This window comes from Halomonas sp. 7T (assembly GCF_025643255.1).
Classification (GTDB): domain Bacteria; phylum Pseudomonadota; class Gammaproteobacteria; order Pseudomonadales; family Halomonadaceae; genus Vreelandella.
The window spans coordinates 3,545,596-3,563,143 of the sequence record NZ_CP087112.1; the positions used below are offsets into that span (position 1 = coordinate 3,545,596).

A 17,548-nucleotide genomic window follows, 5' to 3' on the forward strand; every position below is an offset into this window, starting at 1 on the left:
GCGAGTTAGCGTGTTACCGCGACGGGCGCGTTTAGCTCAGCGCGTTTGGCGAGCAGTTCAAATACGCCGGGGTAGGCGGGGCGCTCTAAATAGCGGCCTGCACCGCGCTCGGCATGTAGCTCGCCGTCGCGCCATGTCCACTTGCCTTGGCTGATGGTGTGGCGGGCGATGCCGCGCACCGTTTTGCCCTCAAAGATATTGAAGTCGACGTTCTGGTGGTGGGTTTTGGCAGAAATCGTCCGCGTACCGTTCGGGTCCCAGACCACAATATCCGCATCGGAGCCGACTTGAATCGCGCCTTTGCGCGGGTAGAGATTAAAAATTTTGGCGGTATTGGTGGAGGTCACAGCGACAAACTCCTGGGGCGAGAGCTTGCCGGTGTTCACGCCTTCATCCCAGAGCACGGCGAGACGGTCTTCAACACCTGCGGTTCCGTTAGGAATCTTGGTGAAATCATCTTTACCGGCGGCTTTTTGCTCTTCGCAGAAGCAGCAGTGGTCGGTGGCGGTGGTTTGCAAGTTGCCAGATTGCAGGCCGTGCCAGAGCGCTTCTTGATGGCCTTTAGGGCGGAAGGGCGGGCTCATCACGTGAGCGGCGGCGGTTGCCCAGTCGGGGTGCTGATAAACGCTGTCGTCGATCACCAAGTGGCCCGCTAAGCATTCGCCAAACACCGGGTGGCCCTGTTGGCGGGCGTAGGCGATTTCATCTACGGCGTCTTTAGTAGAAACGTGCACCAAGTAGACCGGCGCGCCTAAGGTGCTGGCAATGCGAATGGCCCGGCTGGCGGCTTCGCCTTCCACTTGGGGCGGGCGAGAAAGCGGGTGGGCTTCCGGGCCGGTAATGCCCTGGGCCAATAACTTCTGCTGCATGTGGTAGACCAGCTCGCCATTTTCCGCGTGAACGGTGGGCACGGCCCCCAGTTCCAGGCAGCGCGAAAAGCTCTCCACCAGAATGTCATCGGTGGCCATAATCGCGCCTTTGTAGGCCATAAAGTGCTTAAAGCTGTTGACGCCGTGTTCGCGCACTAGCGTACCCATCTCCTCTTTAACGCTCTCGTCCCACCAGGTGATGGCTACGTGGAAAGCGAAATCGGTGGCCGCTTTTTCTGCCCAGCCTTGCCAGGTTTCAAACGCTTCCAGCAGCGACTGGCCGGGGCTTGGAATCACAAAATCAATAATAGTGGTGGTGCCGCCCGCCATCGCGGCGGCGGTGCCGGTGTAGAAATCCTCGCTGGCGACGGCGCCCATAAACGGCATCTGCATATGGGTGTGGGGGTCAATGCCGCCGGGCATGACCAGCTGGTCGCTGGCATCGACAATTTCGCAGCCTTCAGGGATGTCTAGGTCGGTGCCAATGGCGTGGATTTTGCCGTCAACACACAGCACATCGGCGCGGTAGGTATCAGCGTGGGTGACGACGGTGCCGCCTTTGATCAATAGGCTCATGGTTTGCTCCTGCGTAACGTTGACTGAGAGGGCTTATTCGCCGTCGGTGAGACGGGTGTAGGTCTCGGGGCGACGGTCGCGGAAGAACTGCCAGTTGTTGCGTACTTCCCGCACCATGTCTAAGTCGATCTCGTGCACCAGCAGCTCGTCTTCGGTTTCGCTGGCCTGGGCCTCGATTTTGCCGCGGGGGTTAACGATGTAGCTGGAGCCGTAGAAGTCGCCGATGTTCCAAGGCGCTTCAGTACCCACGCGGTTGATCGCGGCGATAAAGCAGCCGTTGGCGGCGGCGGAGGCGGGCTGTTCAAGCTCCCATAGGTATTGGGAAAGACCGGCCACGGTGGCGGAAGGGTTGAAAATCACTTCAGCACCGTTGAGTGCCAGCGCTCGCCAGCCCTCGGGGAAGTGACGGTCGTAGCAGATGTAGACGCCGATTTTGCCGTAGGCAGTATCAAACACAGGCCAGTTGGATTTGCCCGGCTTAAAGAAGAATTTTTCCCAAAAGCCCGCCACTTGAGGAATGTGGGTTTTATGGTATTTACCGAGGTAGCTGCCATCGGCATCAAACACCGCAGCGGTGTTGTAGTAAACGCCGGTCTCGGTCTCTTCATAGATGGGCACGATGATGACCATGCGGTGCTTGGCCGCCATCTTCTGCATCATTTGGCAGGTGGGGCCTTCCGGCACCCGCTCGGCGGCGGCGTACCACTTTGCATCTTGGCTAGGGCAGAAATAGGGTTGGTTAAACACTTCTTGAAAACAGAGCACCTGCACGCCTTGCTCGGCGGCCTGCTCAACCAATGGCAAATGCGCTTCGTTCATGGCGTCGCGAATGGCGGCAGGTTCTAAATCAGTGGTGGTTTTAAGGCCCATCTGAATTAAGCCAATCTTCATTTTTTGCATCTTACAGCCCTCTCTTCTCATACGCGCCAACCGCATGCGGTCGCATGTCGGTTCGTTTCCGGTCATGTGAGGAGTTGTGGATTAACTCCTCTCAAACGATGGCTGCGTGGCGTGCAGTGGTGCTCTCCTTTGCTTTTTGTAAAGCATAAGGTGGAAGCGATTGTTGTTGTTTTATAAAAGTTGTCATATTCGACAGCTTTTTGAACATAGACCTTTATGGTGTGCTATTTCAAGATTTTTTTGAAATTACCTTAACTCTTTGATTTGTTAAATATTTTATAATTTTTATGGCTTTTTTTACTAAATTGGTGACTGCCTGCACTGTAATGGTGTTTTTATTTTAATTATATAAAACAATGTATTGGTAAGTTTTTTGCATTTTTTTTGAGATTTTGAAGCATTGTTTTGGTGCGAATTTTTATCAAGGAACTACGCTAATTAGTGGTTTGTAAAACCATAAGGCGAATAATAACAATCACGCTAACAGTGTCTGTATGTCTGTCAGATAAGTCAGCTTCTTGATCAATAAGTTAATAGCTTAGTGGCTGGTTTAGGCACGCTTATTGCTGCACATATAGCGATACCGTGAATACAACGGGCAACAGCACTGCTGAGGAGAACACTATGACTGAGCGAACCTCCCAAATGGTGGATAGAGAGGGGCTAATTGAACTTGATGTCGCAAACGATGTTCGTGATAGCCCGCGCTTTAATGAGGATATTGCCCCCACAAAAGCGAGTGAGCGTACCTGGAGTAAATGGAACATTGGCGCGCTATGGGTAGGGATGTCGATCTGTGTACCGACCTATACGCTGGGGGGTGTACTCACCGCCTATTTTGGCTTAAGCGTAGGGGAGGCGCTATTTGCCATTCTCTTGGCCAATATCATCGTGCTGATTCCGCTCACCTTAAACGCCTTTCCTGGCACCAAATTTGGTATTCCCTTTCCCGTCGTCCTCCGCTCATCGTTTGGTATTTTAGGCTCTAACGTGCCGTGTCTCGTACGGGCATTGGTAGGCTGCGGCTGGTTTGGTATCCAAACCATGTTTGGTGGCTTAGCGATCCACCTGCTGCTCTCCGCATTGATTCCTGCCTGGGCGGCCTTGGGTGGCGTTGGTGAAGTCATCGGCTTTTTTGTCTTTGGGGCGATGAATCTGTATGTGGTAATTCGTGGCGCTGAGTCGATCAAATGGCTGGAAACGCTTGCCGCGCCGTTGCTGTTGGCCGTTGGTATTGGGCTTATGGTGTGGGCATGGCCGCATATGTCGATGACAGAGCTGCTGGCTCAGCCGCCATCGCGCCCTGAAGGCGCGTCGGTTTATGGTTACTTCTTTGCGGGCTTAACCGCCATGGTGGGCTTCTGGGCTACGTTGTCGCTGAATATTCCCGACTTCAGCCGGTTTGCGAAAAGCCAGAAAGATCAAATTGTTGGCCAGGTGATGGGCTTGCCGCTGACAATGTTCTTTTTTGCCTCTTTGGGTGTTGTGCTCACCGCAGCTTCCGAGACGCTAGTGGGTCAAACCGTTGCTGACCCCGTGCGCCTGATCGGCTATATCGACAGTCCCTTCTGGGTGGTGTTAGCCATGCTATTTATCATCATCGCCACCATTTCCACGAATACGGCCTCGAATATTGTGTCACCGACGAATGACTTTCAGAACATAGCGCCTAAATTTATTAATCAGACGCGCGGTGTGCTGATGACCGGGGCGGTTGGTGTGGTGCTTATGGGATATGACTTACTGCAAAAAGCGGGAATCATTGCGCAAGGCGTATCCTTAGAGCAGATGTACTCCAACTGGTTGCTGGGCTACTCCAGTCTGCTTGGGCCGATTGCGGGCATTATGGCGGTGGACTACTTTTTGATTAAAAAGCAGCGCTTGGATGTACCTAGTCTTTATATGGATAACCATGCGTACCCAGCGGTGAATATGGCAGGGTTTATCGCGTTTGGTGTGCCCGTCGCGCTAACGCTGCTGTCGCTGCTAACCGGCACCATGAATTGGTTTTATGACTACGGTTGGTTCACAGGTTCGGCATTAGGGGCCATTGTGTACTATGTAGCGAGCCAGGCATTGGCTAGCTCACCTCAGGTGGGGCCAGAGCCGCTCGGGAGTGAAGCAGTTAAGTAGTTGCTAGGTAATTGCTAAGCAGTGGCGATGCGGGTTAGCGCCCACTTATAAACATAACGCTCGGCCGCTGGTCGGGCGTTAGTGTTTTGACTCATAAAGAGTGTTCGCCAGGATGTTTGAGAAAGCTTAAAAAGGCATCGACCACCCGGTTGGGGCGGCGATCACAACGGGTGATTAACACAAAGGGGGTACGGTAATACTGAGTGGCTGCGCGGAGCGCGCGCATCTTCCCAGCGGCCACCCACTGGGCAGCAACGTGCTCTGGCAGAAAGCCAATAAAACGCCCGGTAAGAATCAAAAAAGCAGCCCCTTCACGGTCAGAGGCTGATGCCTGAGGAGTGAGCATCTCATGCGCTTTTCGCGCTGCGCTTGGGAGTGGGTAGCGCGGGGTAATCGCGGGGAGTGTTGCAAGCTGTGCATCGCTGATTGACGTGTCGGCCTGGTCAAAAAGGGGATGGCCAACCGCGCAGTAAAGATAGGAGGGCTCATCGTAAAGTAGGCGCGTTTCCAAACTGGTCGGTAGGTTGACCGCAGGGACGACGCCCACCTGTAAGTGGCCATCCATTACCCCCCGGATGACCGCATCGGAAGGCTCCATGTGAATATTGACCGAGACGCTGTGATGGGGGGCCGTCAGCTCAGCCAGTGCATGGGTAACGTGCATGTCGGGCAGCGTCACCAAGTTATCGGTAATGCCGATATTTAGCTCGCCTTTGATGCTATGATGCAGCGCATTGACGTCGCTTTTAAAGGTCTCCAGCGCCGTGAGCAGCGTCAGGCCTGCTTGATAAATTTCTTTGCCCTCTTCGGTTAAGCTAAAGCCACCGCGCCCGCGTTGGCAGAGTGAAAATCCTAAGCGCCCTTCCAAGTCGTTCATGTGCTGGCTAATTGCTGAACGGCTAATGCCTAACGCGGTTTCTGCGGCGGTGAAGCCCCCGCACTCGACGACCGTTTTAAAGATGCGTACCAAACGTATTTCGTAGTCGCTCATTTGACCTAGGGTGGGCATGTGGTGGTTCCATCCTTAAATGTCGGGGGCTACCAAACAAAAATAGTGCGCTAATAACGCGATGACGTTGTAAATCAATTTTATATCCAATCTAATTGTCGATAACACTGACACTATAACGCCATAGCATACGCCACCGTCTTGGTACGAAACATGGCGTTTGTTGACGTTAAAACATAAATATAAGGATTTAAGGGCACCATGCCGCAGAGCCGTTTGCCAACGCCACCCTCTTTGCTTTCCAAGACGTCTCCTGTATATCGCCGTCAGCGCTGGGGCAGCATCGTACTGTATAACGCTGCTATGGTGGGGTTGCTGGTGCTTTTTACGTGGGTATTAAGTGATCAATACCGTCAAGAGGTCAACGCTTCCCGGGATCGCAGTGCGACCCGTGCGGAGCTGGTCGGGGAGTGGGTAAGCACCACGTTTGCGCTAAGCGATCAGGTGTTAATGGATGTCTCTCAGTTGCTAGAGCCACCCATGATCCCCTTTTCTACTGAACACCGCCATTTTGAGTCGCTGCTTCAAAAGCGCCGCGATAGCCTGCCGATGGTCGAAGAGATAAGCATCATCGATGAGCATGGGCAGCTACTGGTTAGTTCTAGCCTGAGCCATCCTCCCGGCTTTGATACCCGAGGCACGGCATTTTTCCAGGCGTTTCAACAATCGCCGCGACTTGAACAACTGGTGACACCTCTCTTTTGGTCAGCTTTTTCACGCGACTACCACATTTTTCACGTTCGGCGTCTGCGGGGGTTAGAGGGACACTTCAGCGGATTAGCGGTGGTGCAAATTGCTCCCCGTGTTCTGGATAGCGCTCTGCAGCGCTTGAGTATGGGAGCGGGTGAGAGCATTGCCATCATTGACACACAGGGGCAATTAGTCGCGCGCCGTCCTGGATTAGACGACCAGACTGCGCTGGGGACGCCCATTGATCACGCGCGTATTACCCAGTTTTTAAACAGCGCTATGCCTAGCGAAAGCATGCGCATTGTCTCGCCGCTGGAAGGTGATGAACGCCTATTTTGGCTACACCGCGTTGAAGAGCTGCCGTTTGCCGTGGTGGTGGGTGAGAGCATGCAGCAGGTGCTGGCGGGCTGGTGGCAACGCTTCTGGATTCTCTGCGCCATTTGGGTCTTGATCGGGTTGTTGGGGGGCTGGGGGTTACGCCACTACCTCAACCGTTTAACGCTTGAAATGCAGCTTTACCAACGTATGCAGGAGCGCGAGCAGGCGCGCGCAGAAGCGCAGCAGCGAGAAGCGCGGCTACAGGCACTGGTGTCCTCCATCCAGGATATGATCTTTGTGTTTGATGGGCAGGGGTGCTTGAGCTACGTTCACGCGATTCATCAGCAGCGTTTGCTTAAGGATGCCCATGACATCATAGGCAAACACTACCGTGACGTACTGCCTGATGAAGTGGCGCAGGCTTTTTCCAGCGTCTTTTATCGTGTACGGCGCCATCGGCATGCCGAGGAGCTTGAGTATTCGCTGACGTTTGAGGCAGAAGTGAGATATTTCTCTGCTACCGTCAGCCCGTTGAGCGACGCCAGCGGTGACTTTGATGGCGTGCTGGCGCTGGTGCGGGATATTACCCAGGCGAAGCTGGATGATGCGCAGTTACGCATTGCCGCGACGGCCTTTCAAACCCACCTGGGGATGCTGATTACGGATACGCGAGGGCGTATTTTAAAAGTTAACCGAACCTTTACACGTATTACCGGTTATGAAGAGAGCGATGTGCTGGGGCAAAACCCGCGCATGTTTAGTTCGGGCCGTCACGATGCTGATTTTTACCGCACGCTGTGGGGCAATGTCGCTAAATCAGGCAGCTGGGAAGGGGAAGTGTGGAATCGGCGCAAAAATGGCGAAGTCTTCCCTGAGTGGCTAACTATCAGCGCCGTCAAAGATAGCGACGGTGTGCTCACCCATTATGTTGCGACGTTAAGTGATATCACCGAGCGTAAAGCAGCGGAAAAAGAGATTCATCAGCTGGCGTTTTACGATCCGCTGACCGGGCTGGCGAATCGTCGTCTGTTCATGGATCGTTTGGAAGCCACCATGAGATCCCGCGCGCAGAATTCTCATCATGGCGCGCTGCTGTTTATTGATTTAGATAACTTTAAGCAGGTCAACGACACCTTGGGGCACTATGCCGGCGACCAGCTGCTGCAACAGATGGCGAGTCAGCTCCAAGCGGTGCTGCGAGAAACCGACACCCTGGCCCGCCTGGGAGGCGATGAATTCGCAGTGGTGATTGATACGCTTAATGAAGATGCTGAGCAGACGGCGCTGTTGGCGGAAGCGATTGCCCAAAAGTTACTGGTCGCGATTCGTCGCCCTGTGCTGCTGCGTGATGAAACCGTGATAGTGACCGGAAGCATTGGTATTACCGTGTTGGACGGCAGCGTACCAAGCGTGGATGATTATCTTCAGCAGGCGGATATGGCGCTGTTCCAAGCGAAAGAGGCAGGGCGCGATACGCTGAGTTTCTTTGACCCCGCCATGCAGTCAGAGCTTGTGCAACGTGCCCGGATTGAGGCGGACCTTCGGCATGCATTGCCTGACCAGCAGTGGCAGCTGCACTATCAGCCCCAGGTTGACCGCCTGGGTGTGGCAACCGGCGTCGAGGCGCTGCTGCGTTGGCAGCACCCTGAGCGTGGCATGGTATCGCCCGGGGTGTTTATTTCACTGTTGGAGAGCACGCGTTTAATTAACGACGTAGGCGATTGGGTGCTGGAAGAGGCGTGCCGCCAGCTAGCTGAATGGGCGAAACAGCCGCAATACGCGCACTTGGAAATGGCGGTGAATGTGAGTCCGCTACAATTCCGTGAGCCTGACTTTCTCGCCCGCACTCAAGCGATTTTGCTGCGCACCGGCGCGCCGCTGTCAAAGCTCAAACTTGAAGTCACGGAAAGCCTATTTGTGGAAGCGCGCGATGATGCTCGTGCTAAAATGGAAGCGTTAAGAGCGCTCGGCGTGCGCTTTTCCCTGGATGATTTTGGCACCGGCTACTCATCGTTGGCGTACCTCGCACAGCTGCCGCTAGATCAGCTGAAAATTGACCAGAGCTTTGTGCGCGAAATTCTCCAAAGCCCTGCCAATGCCGCAATTGTAGAGAGTACCATTGCGCTGGCCAAAAGCCTGGGGCTAGAGGTGATTGCCGAGGGCGTTGAGACCCCTGAACAGCAGCGTTGGCTGGCTGAACACGGCTGCTACTGTTATCAGGGGTATCTATTTGCTAAGCCAATGGCGCTGGTAGCACTAGGCCACTGGATGAGTCAGCAGGGGCGGTAGCGAAACGCTGGCGGCCTGTTCATCGGGGATAATCACTTCTAGGCGTGAGTCCTGCCGCCAGGCACTGTTTTCGGCACTTAGCGTGCCGTCGGCACGGTTGAGGCGTTTCCAGCCGTTGTCAGTATGAAACACCCCTTTTACCCGAGCCGCCGCCGGCAGTTCTCCCAGCCAAGCCGCTAAGCGGTCAAGGTCGAAGCGCTCACTTGGGTGCCAGCGCACACCTGTGCTGGTATAGCCAAGGGCGCTGGCAGTTTGCTGTTGAGGTTGGTCGGGTAGCGGCGGAAAATCGAAAAAAGCGCCCTCTAGGCTGGGGCTTGCTGCCAGCGCTTGGTGTTCGGCAGGCATTGCGGGCTGCCCTTCTTGCTGCGCTTGGCCGCTCTCTAGCAGCAGTGCCACGGGCAGTGTTCCTTGCTTAAGAGTATGCGTCCACTTTCGGGGTGGCCATAGCTCGCCGATAAACTGCTCTGCTTGCTGATGCTGTGCGGTGCTTGCCTGATCGCCCATGGTGATGGCAATGGCGTCGGCCATATTGAGCTGGTCTAGAAACGTTTCGTGCTCGCGTACGCGGGCTTCATCCAGACGCCTAGGGTCTAGCGTGGCGATAATATCCTGCACGACCACCACGCCTTCAAACGCCTCACCGCGCAGTAAGTCCAGCAGCCCGGCGGGGTGGCCAAGCCCTGATGGCTCGATAATGACCCGGTCGGGTTTGCTGCGCGCGAGCAAGTTAACGAGCGCTGCTTGCAGTATAAACGCCAGTTGGCAGCATAGGCAGCCGCCGGGCAAGCCTTTTACGACCACATCATCGCGCTGGTCGAACATGGCTTGGTCGATGCCTATTTGACCGAATTCGTTGACCAAAATCGCCCATTTTTCATCCACAGGCTTTTGCTCAATCAGGCTGTGGATAAGCGTGGTTTTACCGCTGCCTAAAAAGCCGGTGACGATGTGAACGGGAACGCGTGAAGCGGTTGCCAACGGTTAGCCTCCGGTCATATTCATAAAGCGCACCACCTGAACATCGCCATCGGTAGTGAAGTGGTGGCGTTCAGGCTTTAGCGGCAGCGCATTGATAATGGCGGTTTTCAGGGCATGCATGTCGCCTGGGTAGCGGCGCAGAACGGCGCGCAGGTCCACCGAGTGCTCGTTGCCTAAACAGAGCAGCAGACGCCCCTCCACCGTCACGCGAACGCGGTTGCAGGTGTCGCAAAAGTTGTGGCTGTGGGGTGAGATAAACCCTACCCGGCTATCGCTATCGGCCATCTTAAAATAGCGCGATGGGCCAGGCGTGCTCTCCGTGGTGGGGGTGAGCGGGTAGCGGGTTTCTATCAGCGCCTGCACATCGTCGCTAGAGTAAAAGGTCTCGGCCCGGGAGTGGTCAGACACATCGCCCAGGGGCATCTCTTCGATAAAGCTAATATCGAGACCTTCCTCACGGGCGAAGGTGACGAGGTCGAGCACTTCATCGTCGTTGCGGCCTTTCAAGATTACCGCGTTGAGTTTAATACGCTGAAAACCGGCTTCTTTGGCGGCGCGGATGCCGTCAATCACCTTCGCTAAGTCACCGGTGCGGGTGAGCTGCTTAAAGCGTTCCGGGTCGAGGGAGTCCAGGCTGATGTTCAATCTACGCAGCCCACCCGCGTACAGCTGTTGAGCGTGTTTGCGTAGGCTGGCACCGTTGGTGGTCATGGTGAAGTCGTTAAGCCCTGGCAGCGTGCCTATTTCATCCACTAGCTGCTCAATGCCTTTTCGCACCAACGGCTCGCCGCCGGTGAGGCGGATTTTTTCAACGCCTAATTCGGTGAACGCCCGGGCAACCATGGCGAGTTCTTCTAGGGTGAGCACTTGCGCGCGAGGCAGGAACACCATCTCTTCGCTCATGCAGTAGACACAGCGGAAGTCGCAGCGATCGGTGACCGAGATACGCACGTAGCTAACACGACGCCCAAAGTTGTCGATCAGCTGTTGGGCAATTGGTGGTTGAGTCATTGCCACTCCGTCAGTGGTTGAATGGTGACCGTATCGCCAGGTCGGGCGCCCGCCAAATCATCGCCTAGTTCAATCAGGCAGTTGGCCGCGACCATCGAGGTTAAAATCCCCGACCCCTGAGCACCGGTCGTGCGCACGTGAAGAACTCCGTGCGCGTCGCAGTGGTAAACGCCGCGTAAAAAATCGGTGCGCTGCAAGCGGCTTTTCAGCGGCGTTTCCGCGATGGCGGTTAAGCGCAACGGCGGCGAGGGCGCCTGCTCTTGCAGGCGTTGCAGTATTGGCACCACAAACTGGCTAAAGGTTACCATGACCGCCACTGGGTTGCCGGGCAAACCCAGGAAAGGCGTGTGCGACTGGCCAAGCCATCCGCAGGCCATCGGCCGTCCTGGGCGCAGCGCCACTCGCCAGAACGCTAGCTGGCCGAGCTGTTCTAATGCTTGCCGCGTGAAGTCAGCATGGCCGACGGAAACGCCGCCGCTGGTGATGACTAAATCGCTGTGTTCAGCGGCGTCTGCTAGGGCGTGCATAATCGCCGCTGGGTCGTCGGGAAGAATGCCCAGGTCCAGCACCTCGGCGCCTTGCTCGGCGAGTAGGCCCATCAGGCTAAACCGGTTGGTATCGTAAATGCCGGCGTGGGGCAGTGCTTCGCCGGGCGGCGTGACTTCATTGCCGGTGGAAAAAATCGCCACCTTAGGGCGCTGATAAACCGCCACATCGGCGTAACCCAGCGATGCAATAAGTCCTAGGCAGGCGGCATCTAGTCGAGTGCCGGCGGGTAGCGCGATATCGCCCAGAGCAATATCTTCACCTGCTTGGCGAACATGTTGGCCGTGCTTTAGGCGTTCAGGCGACTCAATGATCACATGCTCAGTTTGTTCATCTATCGGTTCGCGCAGCTGCTCACTTATCACCACGGTATCGGTGCCCGGCGGCAATGGGGCGCCGGTGGTGATGCGCACACAGTGACCGGCAGGGACTAATTCGCTGCGATACTGTCCGGCCAACACCTCTCCGGCCAGCGGCCAATTCGTTTGTTTGGCCCCTACCCCTTCCCTAGCTAACGCGAGCGCTACGCCATCCATGGCCGCATTGGTGTTTTGCGGCACGTTAATCGGCGCCTGCACGGCTTTGGCCAAGCGACGTCCGTAAGCCTGTGCCAAAGGGATCTGCTCGCTGCCGAGTGGGCGTTCAATCAACGTGGCCAGCGCTTCGCGCGCTTCGTCGACGCTGAGCATTTGCTCGCCAAGGTCAAAGCAGGAAAGCGTCATTTGCCCTCCTTGCTCGAAGAGGCCATTAACGCTAGCTCCAGGCGATGCTTCTCTTCCTCGGTATTCAAGTTGGCAAACGCCTCAGGGCAGTCGGACATATCTACCTTGCACCACGCGTGGCGGGCGAACCAGCGGTCGATTTTGCGCTCGCCCTGGGCAAGGGCGTCGGCCAAATCATCGGCGAGCGAGGTGCGTAAGAGAACCACAACCGGGTGAAGCCGCTCACCGTCAAAGGCAACGGCGATATCCTGCTCGCCGCGCTCCGTCATGATGCCCGCGAGCATGCGTGGCACTAGATCGTGGGGAAGCGCTGGGGAGTCGCAGGGGGCGACCAGTAGCCAAGGTGTTTTCGCCGCCCGTAGGCCGCTATAAATCCCCATTAACGGGCCTTTAAAGCCGCCCTCCGCATCTTCTATTACCCGGTTGGCGAATGGCGCGTAGCCATCCAAATTACGGTTGGCGTTAATCAGTAGCTCGGCCACGTGGCCTTCAAGGCGTTTGACGGTATGCGCCACGAGCGGTAGGCCCGCAAAGGGCTCAAGGCCTTTGTCGCGGCCCCCCATACGGCGACCTTCGCCGCCTGCCAAAATCATGCCGGTGATGTCGTGTATTGCGATCATACGCCAGCCTCCTTGGATGTGCGGGCAGCCGGAGGCTTGGCGGGAATAGCGTCAAGTGTTAAACGGCCATTAGCATTGATTGCCTGAAAATTTTTGCCCTTGGCGCGGCCAATCAGCATTACGCCGAAGCGTTCGGCCAGCTCAACGCCTTTTTGGGTAACGCCAGAGCGTGAGACCAGCACGCTAATGCCCATTTGGGCAACTTTTAGCACCATTTCGGAGGTTAAGCGCCCCGTTGTGTAGAAAATATCCGCACTGGCACTGTTAGATTGCTGCAACCACTGGCGGCCTGCCAGGGTGTCGACTGCGTTGTGTCGGCCGACGTCCTCCACAAAGTCGAGCACCTCTGTTTGGCGGCACAGTGCACAACCGTGCACGGCGCCTGCGCTCCGGTAGGTCTCGTTATACGCGTTGAGATTACTCAGTAACTGGTAAAGCGTCGATTGCATGAGCGATGTTTCAGGCAGCGCGGTTAATGAGGTGTGAGCGAGGAGGTTGCCAAATACGGTTCCTTGGCCGCATCCGGTCGTCACCGTGCGCGTACTTAGCCGTGCTTCCAGGTCGTCTGGCAGGTGGCGTGTCACGATAGACGCCGCTTCTACGTCCCAATCGACCTGAACCGCCGTTAAATCCTCGGCTGAACGGAGCAGCCCTTGGTTGCGCAAATAGCCCACGACCAGAGCTTCAGGGTCATCGCCTAGGGTCATGAGCGTCACAATCTCGCGCTTATTCAGGTAAACCGTAAGCGCACGTTCAGCGGCAATGGCCTGAGCGCGGGTGTCGCCGTAGGCATCCATTATCTCAATGGTGGTCGTTGCCGGTAACCGGGCTTGGCTTAATTGAAGGGCGGGCATCCGCAATCCTCGCTGGTACCTCAACGGGTACCTGAAACAGTGCTAAAAACAATAATAGTTGAGTAAAACGCTATGAGTTGACGATGATGGCGCTCGGGGGGCTTACTTGTCTACCCATTCTATGTTTACTCATTCTATGTCTATCCATTTACGTCTTGGGCAATCGTCTTAGGCAATCAGTGAAAGGGCCTCCCGCTATGACGGATAATTTACGTGCATTGAGTATTACCCTGGTGGCAGAACCTAAGCAGGTGAAGGGGTTCACCCTGACCCAATGGCGTATTGCGAGCCTGGCGCCGGGCGATCAAGGTGAGTACGTGTTAGGGCTTCAGCTTTCGATGACAGAGCGAGCAGCCTACCGCTTTAATCTAACATCGGCGTCCCCACGGCTGTTCGTGCGGGCAGGGTTTACCGGCCAAACGCCCAAACCCGATGCCATTACCGCCAGCCAAGATGTGGCGGCCGGCTGGCTAGATGGCGAGCAGCAGGTGTTAGAAGCGCCAATGCCGATGGCCATTCAGGTCTGGCTGGAGAACTATCTTGCTCGCCATGGCGAAGCACCACTGGAAATGCGCAAGAAAAAACGTAAAGGGGCTGGGCGCGCAAAAGAGTTGCCCACCAAGGAGCAGCCACAGTGAGTCGGTTAGAGCGCTGGTCGCGCAAAAAGCGCGGCGAAGAAGGTGACGAGCAACCGCTGGAAAGTGGGGCGAATGCGCCGCTGCAAGAGCCGTATTCCGTCACGGCAGCAGAGGAAGAGCCGGGAGCGTCTAGCGAGCAGCCCATATCGCAATCGTCGGGCGCTGAAGAGGCGCCCGCGCCGGGCAGTGTCGATCACACCCTGCCGGACCCCGATACACTGCCTCCTGGTAGCGACTTCAGCGCGTTTATGGCCGCTGGCGTCAGTGCTGCACTGCGACGTCGTGCGCTCAAGCGGCTATGGGCCACGGGGAACTATAACGTACGCGATGGCCTGGATGATTATGATGCCGATTACCGGCAGCAGCTTAAGCCGATGGCGAGTGAGCTGGCGGGTAAGTTGCGTCGCTGGGCAGATAAAGCAGAGAAGAGCGTTGCCTCTGATGAGAGCGTTGATGAGGAAGCACATACTCAAGCGAGCCAGACGGATAGCGAAGAGCATTCAGTTGCGTTGAATCGTCGTGAAGGTGCTTCGCTTTCGGCACAAAATAGCGGGCTAGACGACCAGTCTGATAGTGGTGAAGCGCTTTCAGATAAAGTGTCAAAAAAGATATAAAATACTTTAATTACAAAGGGTTATCGATGTAGGGTCGGTGGAGCGTTGATATTTTGGTGGTTAAGACATTGGCAAAAAAGACCATAGGCTCATACGCTCAAAGAAGATAAAGCGTTACTATAAGCATTAGAAACTTAAAAACTAAATCTACTTATAATAAGAATGACTATCTGACCGTGAGCATGCATGAATCAACGTATCCAACTGGCGTCTTTAGACGACCAGCGCAATGCCGCCGCCCGTGAGGCGGTGCGCCAGCGCATCTCTTGGCCGGCGAATTTAACGCCGGCTAATGTTACCTACCATAGTCGCGGTCATGTGCTATTGCTCGGGAGCGCACATACTGCGTACGCCGCTGCCCGCCTTTTGCAAGGCCGCGGGCTTGCTTCGCTGACGCTGCTGCTAACGGATGAGCCTGCACAGCAGGATGCCCTTTCAAGCGGCAGCGAGCCGCTGATTGAGCGCTGTTTCTCCGCTGAGCAGTTTCAGCAGCTTCATATCTCCGGCCACTTAGGAGCCTTTCACGTTGAGCTGCGCCCTGATGATGGTGACGTACTCAATGTGGCACAAGCACTGCTTGAGCGAAGTGGTTTCGATGTCGTGCTGGATATGACCGGGGCTGATCGTCTCTTCAATACCCCCACCTGGGAGCTGCCTCCGCCTGGCTACGTATTGCTTGACTGGGCAACGCAACGCAACCCCGGTGACGTGTTGGATAGCGTGGCTGAGTTAATCGGCGAATTTGATAAGCCGCGTTATTTTCAGGTCAATAGCGACCTCTGTGCCCACTCCTCCAGCGGTAATATCGGCTGTACGCGCTGCCTGGATGTTTGCCCCGCAGACGCCATTTCCAGCTTTAAAGGTCGGATTGAGTCGCGCATTGAAATTGATCCCTTTCTTTGTCAGGGCGTGGGCAGCTGTACCAGCGCCTGTCCCACCGGCGCCATCGAATTTCGCTTACCCGAAACCCGCCGACAGCAGGACACTTTGTCAACGTGGCTAGCGGCGTACCGCGAAGCCGGTGGCCAGGTGCCAGTCATGCGCTTTATCACCCAAGATGCCCTTGACGCTGAGCGCCAAGCGGGCGTCGTCACGCCAGGCTTTTTGCTGGATGCGCCTCTGGAAGAGCTTGGCGCAGCTGGACATGACCAGTGGCTCACGGCGCTAGCCAACGGGGCTGCGGAAGTGCGCATCCATTTGCACGACGAGATGCCCTCCCGCTTAAGTACGTTTCTAGCTGACCAGCTGGCTCAGGCGCACCGTTTGCTTGAAGCGCTCGGCCATGACACTGCCCGCATTCGATTTATTGCGCCAGACGACCGTGACGCCCGCGATGCGCTACCTGCCTTGATGCCACTGACCGATGCGGCGCTTAGCTTACCGGAACCTGATAAGCGCCTGCGCTTGAATCGGGTGTTGGAGCATTTGGCTGCTCTTGGAACACCTAGCGGCGAGCGCCACACGATGCCAAGCGGTGCAGCCTATGGTGCTATCGAGGTAGATAGTGCGGCCTGCACGCTCTGCTATGCCTGTGTCAGCAACTGTCCGACGCCCGCGTTAAGTGCGGGAGGTGACACTCCCTCGCTTAGCTTCCGCGAAGCGGACTGCGTGCAGTGCGGCTTATGTGAAAAAGCGTGTCCTGAAGACGCCATACGCCTGCTGCCCGGCTTTTTGGCTTCTCCAGAGCGGCAAACGCGGCATATTTGCCATGAAGAAGCGCCGTTTGAGTGCATTAGCTGCGGCAAACCCTTTGCAACGGCCAGTACGGTAGCGGCGATTAAACAAAAGCTTGCCCATCACCCCTACTTTGCGGGGGAGGCGATGGCGCGTTTAGAAATGTGCGAAGACTGCCGAGTGAAGGACGTTTGGAAAACCATGATCCGCGATCCTAACGCGCAATTAAAGGTGTAACGCCATGAGCGATGTAATGCCCACGCTGAGTGACTCAGAGGCACTGCGAGCGGATATTTATCAGCTGGTTGCCCGCTTGTTGCGTCAAGCGCCTGACGCAGAACTGTTGGCGTGGTTGGCAGCGCTTGAGATTGACCCGGATGGTAGCCGCCTCGCGGAGTGTTGGGCCGCGCTGGCCAGTGCTGCTAGTGCCAGTACCTCTGAAGCGCTACAGCGTGCCCATTTTCGCCATTTGGTGGGGGTGATACAGGGCGAAATAGTGCCCTACGGTTCCTGGTACCTCAATGGTGAGTTAATGGAGGCGGCGTTAGTCGCGCTGCGTCGCGACCTGCGCGTACTAGGCTTCGAGCGTCGTGAGTCAATCCGCGAGCCAGAAGATCATTTGGCCGCTGTATGCGAAGTGATGGCCATGCTGGTGGCCTCGCAAAGCCAAGAGCAAGCCTATTTTTTTCAGCAACATATCAAGCCCTGGGCCGGTAGCTGTTTTGCTGACCTTGCCAAGGTAGACACCGTTTTCTATGCAGCGCTTGGGCAGTTAGGTGGCGCTTTTATGGAAAGCGAGCAGGCGAGCTTGAGCGATCAAGCGGCCTATCAGCCGGTTCGTATTGTTGAGCCATAAAAAGAAAGGGCATGAAAGAGGAGAACCCCCATGCAAACGTCACATAACTCTGAGCGCCGCCGGTTTATCAAAACCATAGGATTGGGAACCGCTGCTGCGGGCGCAGCTGCCGCGGTGGGCCATGTAACCTTAGCCCAAGCTGATAACAACAAGCCGGTGGCGCACGAAAAAGCGTCAGTCAATTACCGTGAGACTGACCATATTCGTGCTTACTATGCGTCGCTGCGCGACTGACGGCTCAACGCCAGGAG

Annotated in this window: 15 protein-coding genes; 7 read left to right on the plus strand and 8 right to left on the minus strand. The window is 56.0% G+C overall.

The annotated features are described in order from the left end of the window. Positions 1-5 precede the first annotated feature (5 nt). Both hydA and LOS15_RS16555 read right to left on the minus strand, forming a co-directional pair. Positions 6-1,445: a dihydropyrimidinase gene (hydA, locus tag LOS15_RS16550; RefSeq protein WP_009100170.1), complete on the minus strand. Its 1,440-nt coding sequence runs from the start codon at positions 1,443-1,445 to the stop codon at positions 6-8. A gap of 33 nt (positions 1,446-1,478) precedes the next feature. Beyond that, the gene (locus tag LOS15_RS16555; protein WP_263067162.1) at positions 1,479-2,345 is read right to left on the minus strand and encodes a nitrilase-related carbon-nitrogen hydrolase; all 867 of its coding nucleotides are present in this window, start codon (positions 2,343-2,345) and stop codon (positions 1,479-1,481) included. Between the two features lie 624 nt (positions 2,346-2,969). Between LOS15_RS16555 and LOS15_RS16560 the strand changes: the two genes are divergently transcribed. After that, positions 2,970-4,478: an NCS1 family nucleobase:cation symporter-1 gene (locus LOS15_RS16560; RefSeq protein ID WP_263067164.1), complete on the plus strand. Its 1,509-nt coding sequence runs from the start codon at positions 2,970-2,972 to the stop codon at positions 4,476-4,478. 91 nt (positions 4,479-4,569) lie between these two features. Here LOS15_RS16560 and LOS15_RS16565 read toward each other — a convergent pair whose 3' ends face one another. After that, positions 4,570-5,487: a LysR family transcriptional regulator gene (locus LOS15_RS16565; protein ID WP_263067166.1), complete on the minus strand. Its 918-nt coding sequence runs from the start codon at positions 5,485-5,487 to the stop codon at positions 4,570-4,572. 303 nt (positions 5,488-5,790) lie between these two features. On the opposite strand from LOS15_RS16565, the gene LOS15_RS16570 reads away from it, so the two are divergent. Next, positions 5,791-8,784, plus strand: a complete 2,994-nt coding sequence (locus tag LOS15_RS16570) for an EAL domain-containing protein (protein ID WP_263069771.1) — start codon at positions 5,791-5,793, stop codon at positions 8,782-8,784. Here the strand turns inward: LOS15_RS16570 and LOS15_RS16575 are convergent. From LOS15_RS16575 to LOS15_RS16595, 5 genes are read right to left on the minus strand one after another with little or no spacing between them, the layout of a single operon-like run. Then, complete coding sequence (locus tag LOS15_RS16575; RefSeq protein ID WP_263067168.1) at positions 8,752-9,762, minus strand: CobW family GTP-binding protein; 1,011 nt, start codon at positions 9,760-9,762, stop codon at positions 8,752-8,754. The two genes, LOS15_RS16570 and LOS15_RS16575, sit on opposite strands and share 33 nt — an antisense overlap. Before the next feature lie 3 nt (positions 9,763-9,765). Continuing rightward, positions 9,766-10,773, minus strand: a complete 1,008-nt coding sequence (moaA, locus tag LOS15_RS16580) for a GTP 3',8-cyclase MoaA (protein WP_263067170.1) — start codon at positions 10,771-10,773, stop codon at positions 9,766-9,768. Further along, positions 10,770-12,041 (minus strand): gephyrin-like molybdotransferase Glp, encoded by a 1,272-nt coding sequence (gene glp, locus LOS15_RS16585; protein ID WP_263067172.1) that lies wholly within the window; start codon positions 12,039-12,041, stop codon positions 10,770-10,772. The genes moaA and glp overlap by 4 nt, the downstream gene beginning before the upstream one ends. Further along, positions 12,038-12,661 carry a molybdenum cofactor guanylyltransferase MobA gene (gene mobA / locus LOS15_RS16590; RefSeq protein WP_263067173.1) on the minus strand — a complete coding sequence of 208 codons (624 nt, stop codon included), beginning with the start codon at positions 12,659-12,661 and terminating at the stop codon, positions 12,038-12,040. Before mobA ends, glp begins: the two co-directional genes overlap by 4 nt. Next, positions 12,658-13,515, minus strand: coding sequence for a formate dehydrogenase accessory sulfurtransferase FdhD (locus tag LOS15_RS16595; protein ID WP_263067174.1), 858 nt, complete (start codon positions 13,513-13,515; stop codon positions 12,658-12,660). The genes mobA and LOS15_RS16595 overlap by 4 nt, the downstream gene beginning before the upstream one ends. A 197-nt stretch (positions 13,516-13,712) precedes the next feature. On the opposite strand from LOS15_RS16595, the gene LOS15_RS16600 reads away from it, so the two are divergent. The 5 genes from LOS15_RS16600 (at position 13,713) to LOS15_RS16620 (ending at position 17,531) form a co-directional block, all read left to right on the plus strand. Then, positions 13,713-14,153 carry a DUF3305 domain-containing protein gene (locus LOS15_RS16600; protein ID WP_263067175.1) on the plus strand — a complete coding sequence of 147 codons (441 nt, stop codon included), beginning with the start codon at positions 13,713-13,715 and terminating at the stop codon, positions 14,151-14,153. Beyond that, on the plus strand, positions 14,150-14,767 hold the full coding sequence (locus LOS15_RS16605; protein ID WP_263067176.1) for a DUF3306 domain-containing protein: 618 nt from the start codon (positions 14,150-14,152) through the stop codon (positions 14,765-14,767). Before LOS15_RS16600 ends, LOS15_RS16605 begins: the two co-directional genes overlap by 4 nt. Positions 14,768-14,953: 186 nt before the next feature. Then, on the plus strand, positions 14,954-16,678 hold the full coding sequence (locus LOS15_RS16610) for a 4Fe-4S binding protein (RefSeq protein ID WP_263067177.1): 1,725 nt from the start codon (positions 14,954-14,956) through the stop codon (positions 16,676-16,678). 4 nt (positions 16,679-16,682) lie between these two features. Further along, complete coding sequence (locus LOS15_RS16615; RefSeq protein ID WP_263067179.1) at positions 16,683-17,297, plus strand: molecular chaperone; 615 nt, start codon at positions 16,683-16,685, stop codon at positions 17,295-17,297. A 30-nt stretch (positions 17,298-17,327) separates the two neighbouring features. Continuing rightward, the gene (locus LOS15_RS16620) at positions 17,328-17,531 is read left to right on the plus strand and encodes a twin-arginine translocation signal domain-containing protein (RefSeq protein WP_263067181.1); all 204 of its coding nucleotides are present in this window, start codon (positions 17,328-17,330) and stop codon (positions 17,529-17,531) included. The last annotated feature ends 17 nt before the right edge of the window (positions 17,532-17,548 follow it).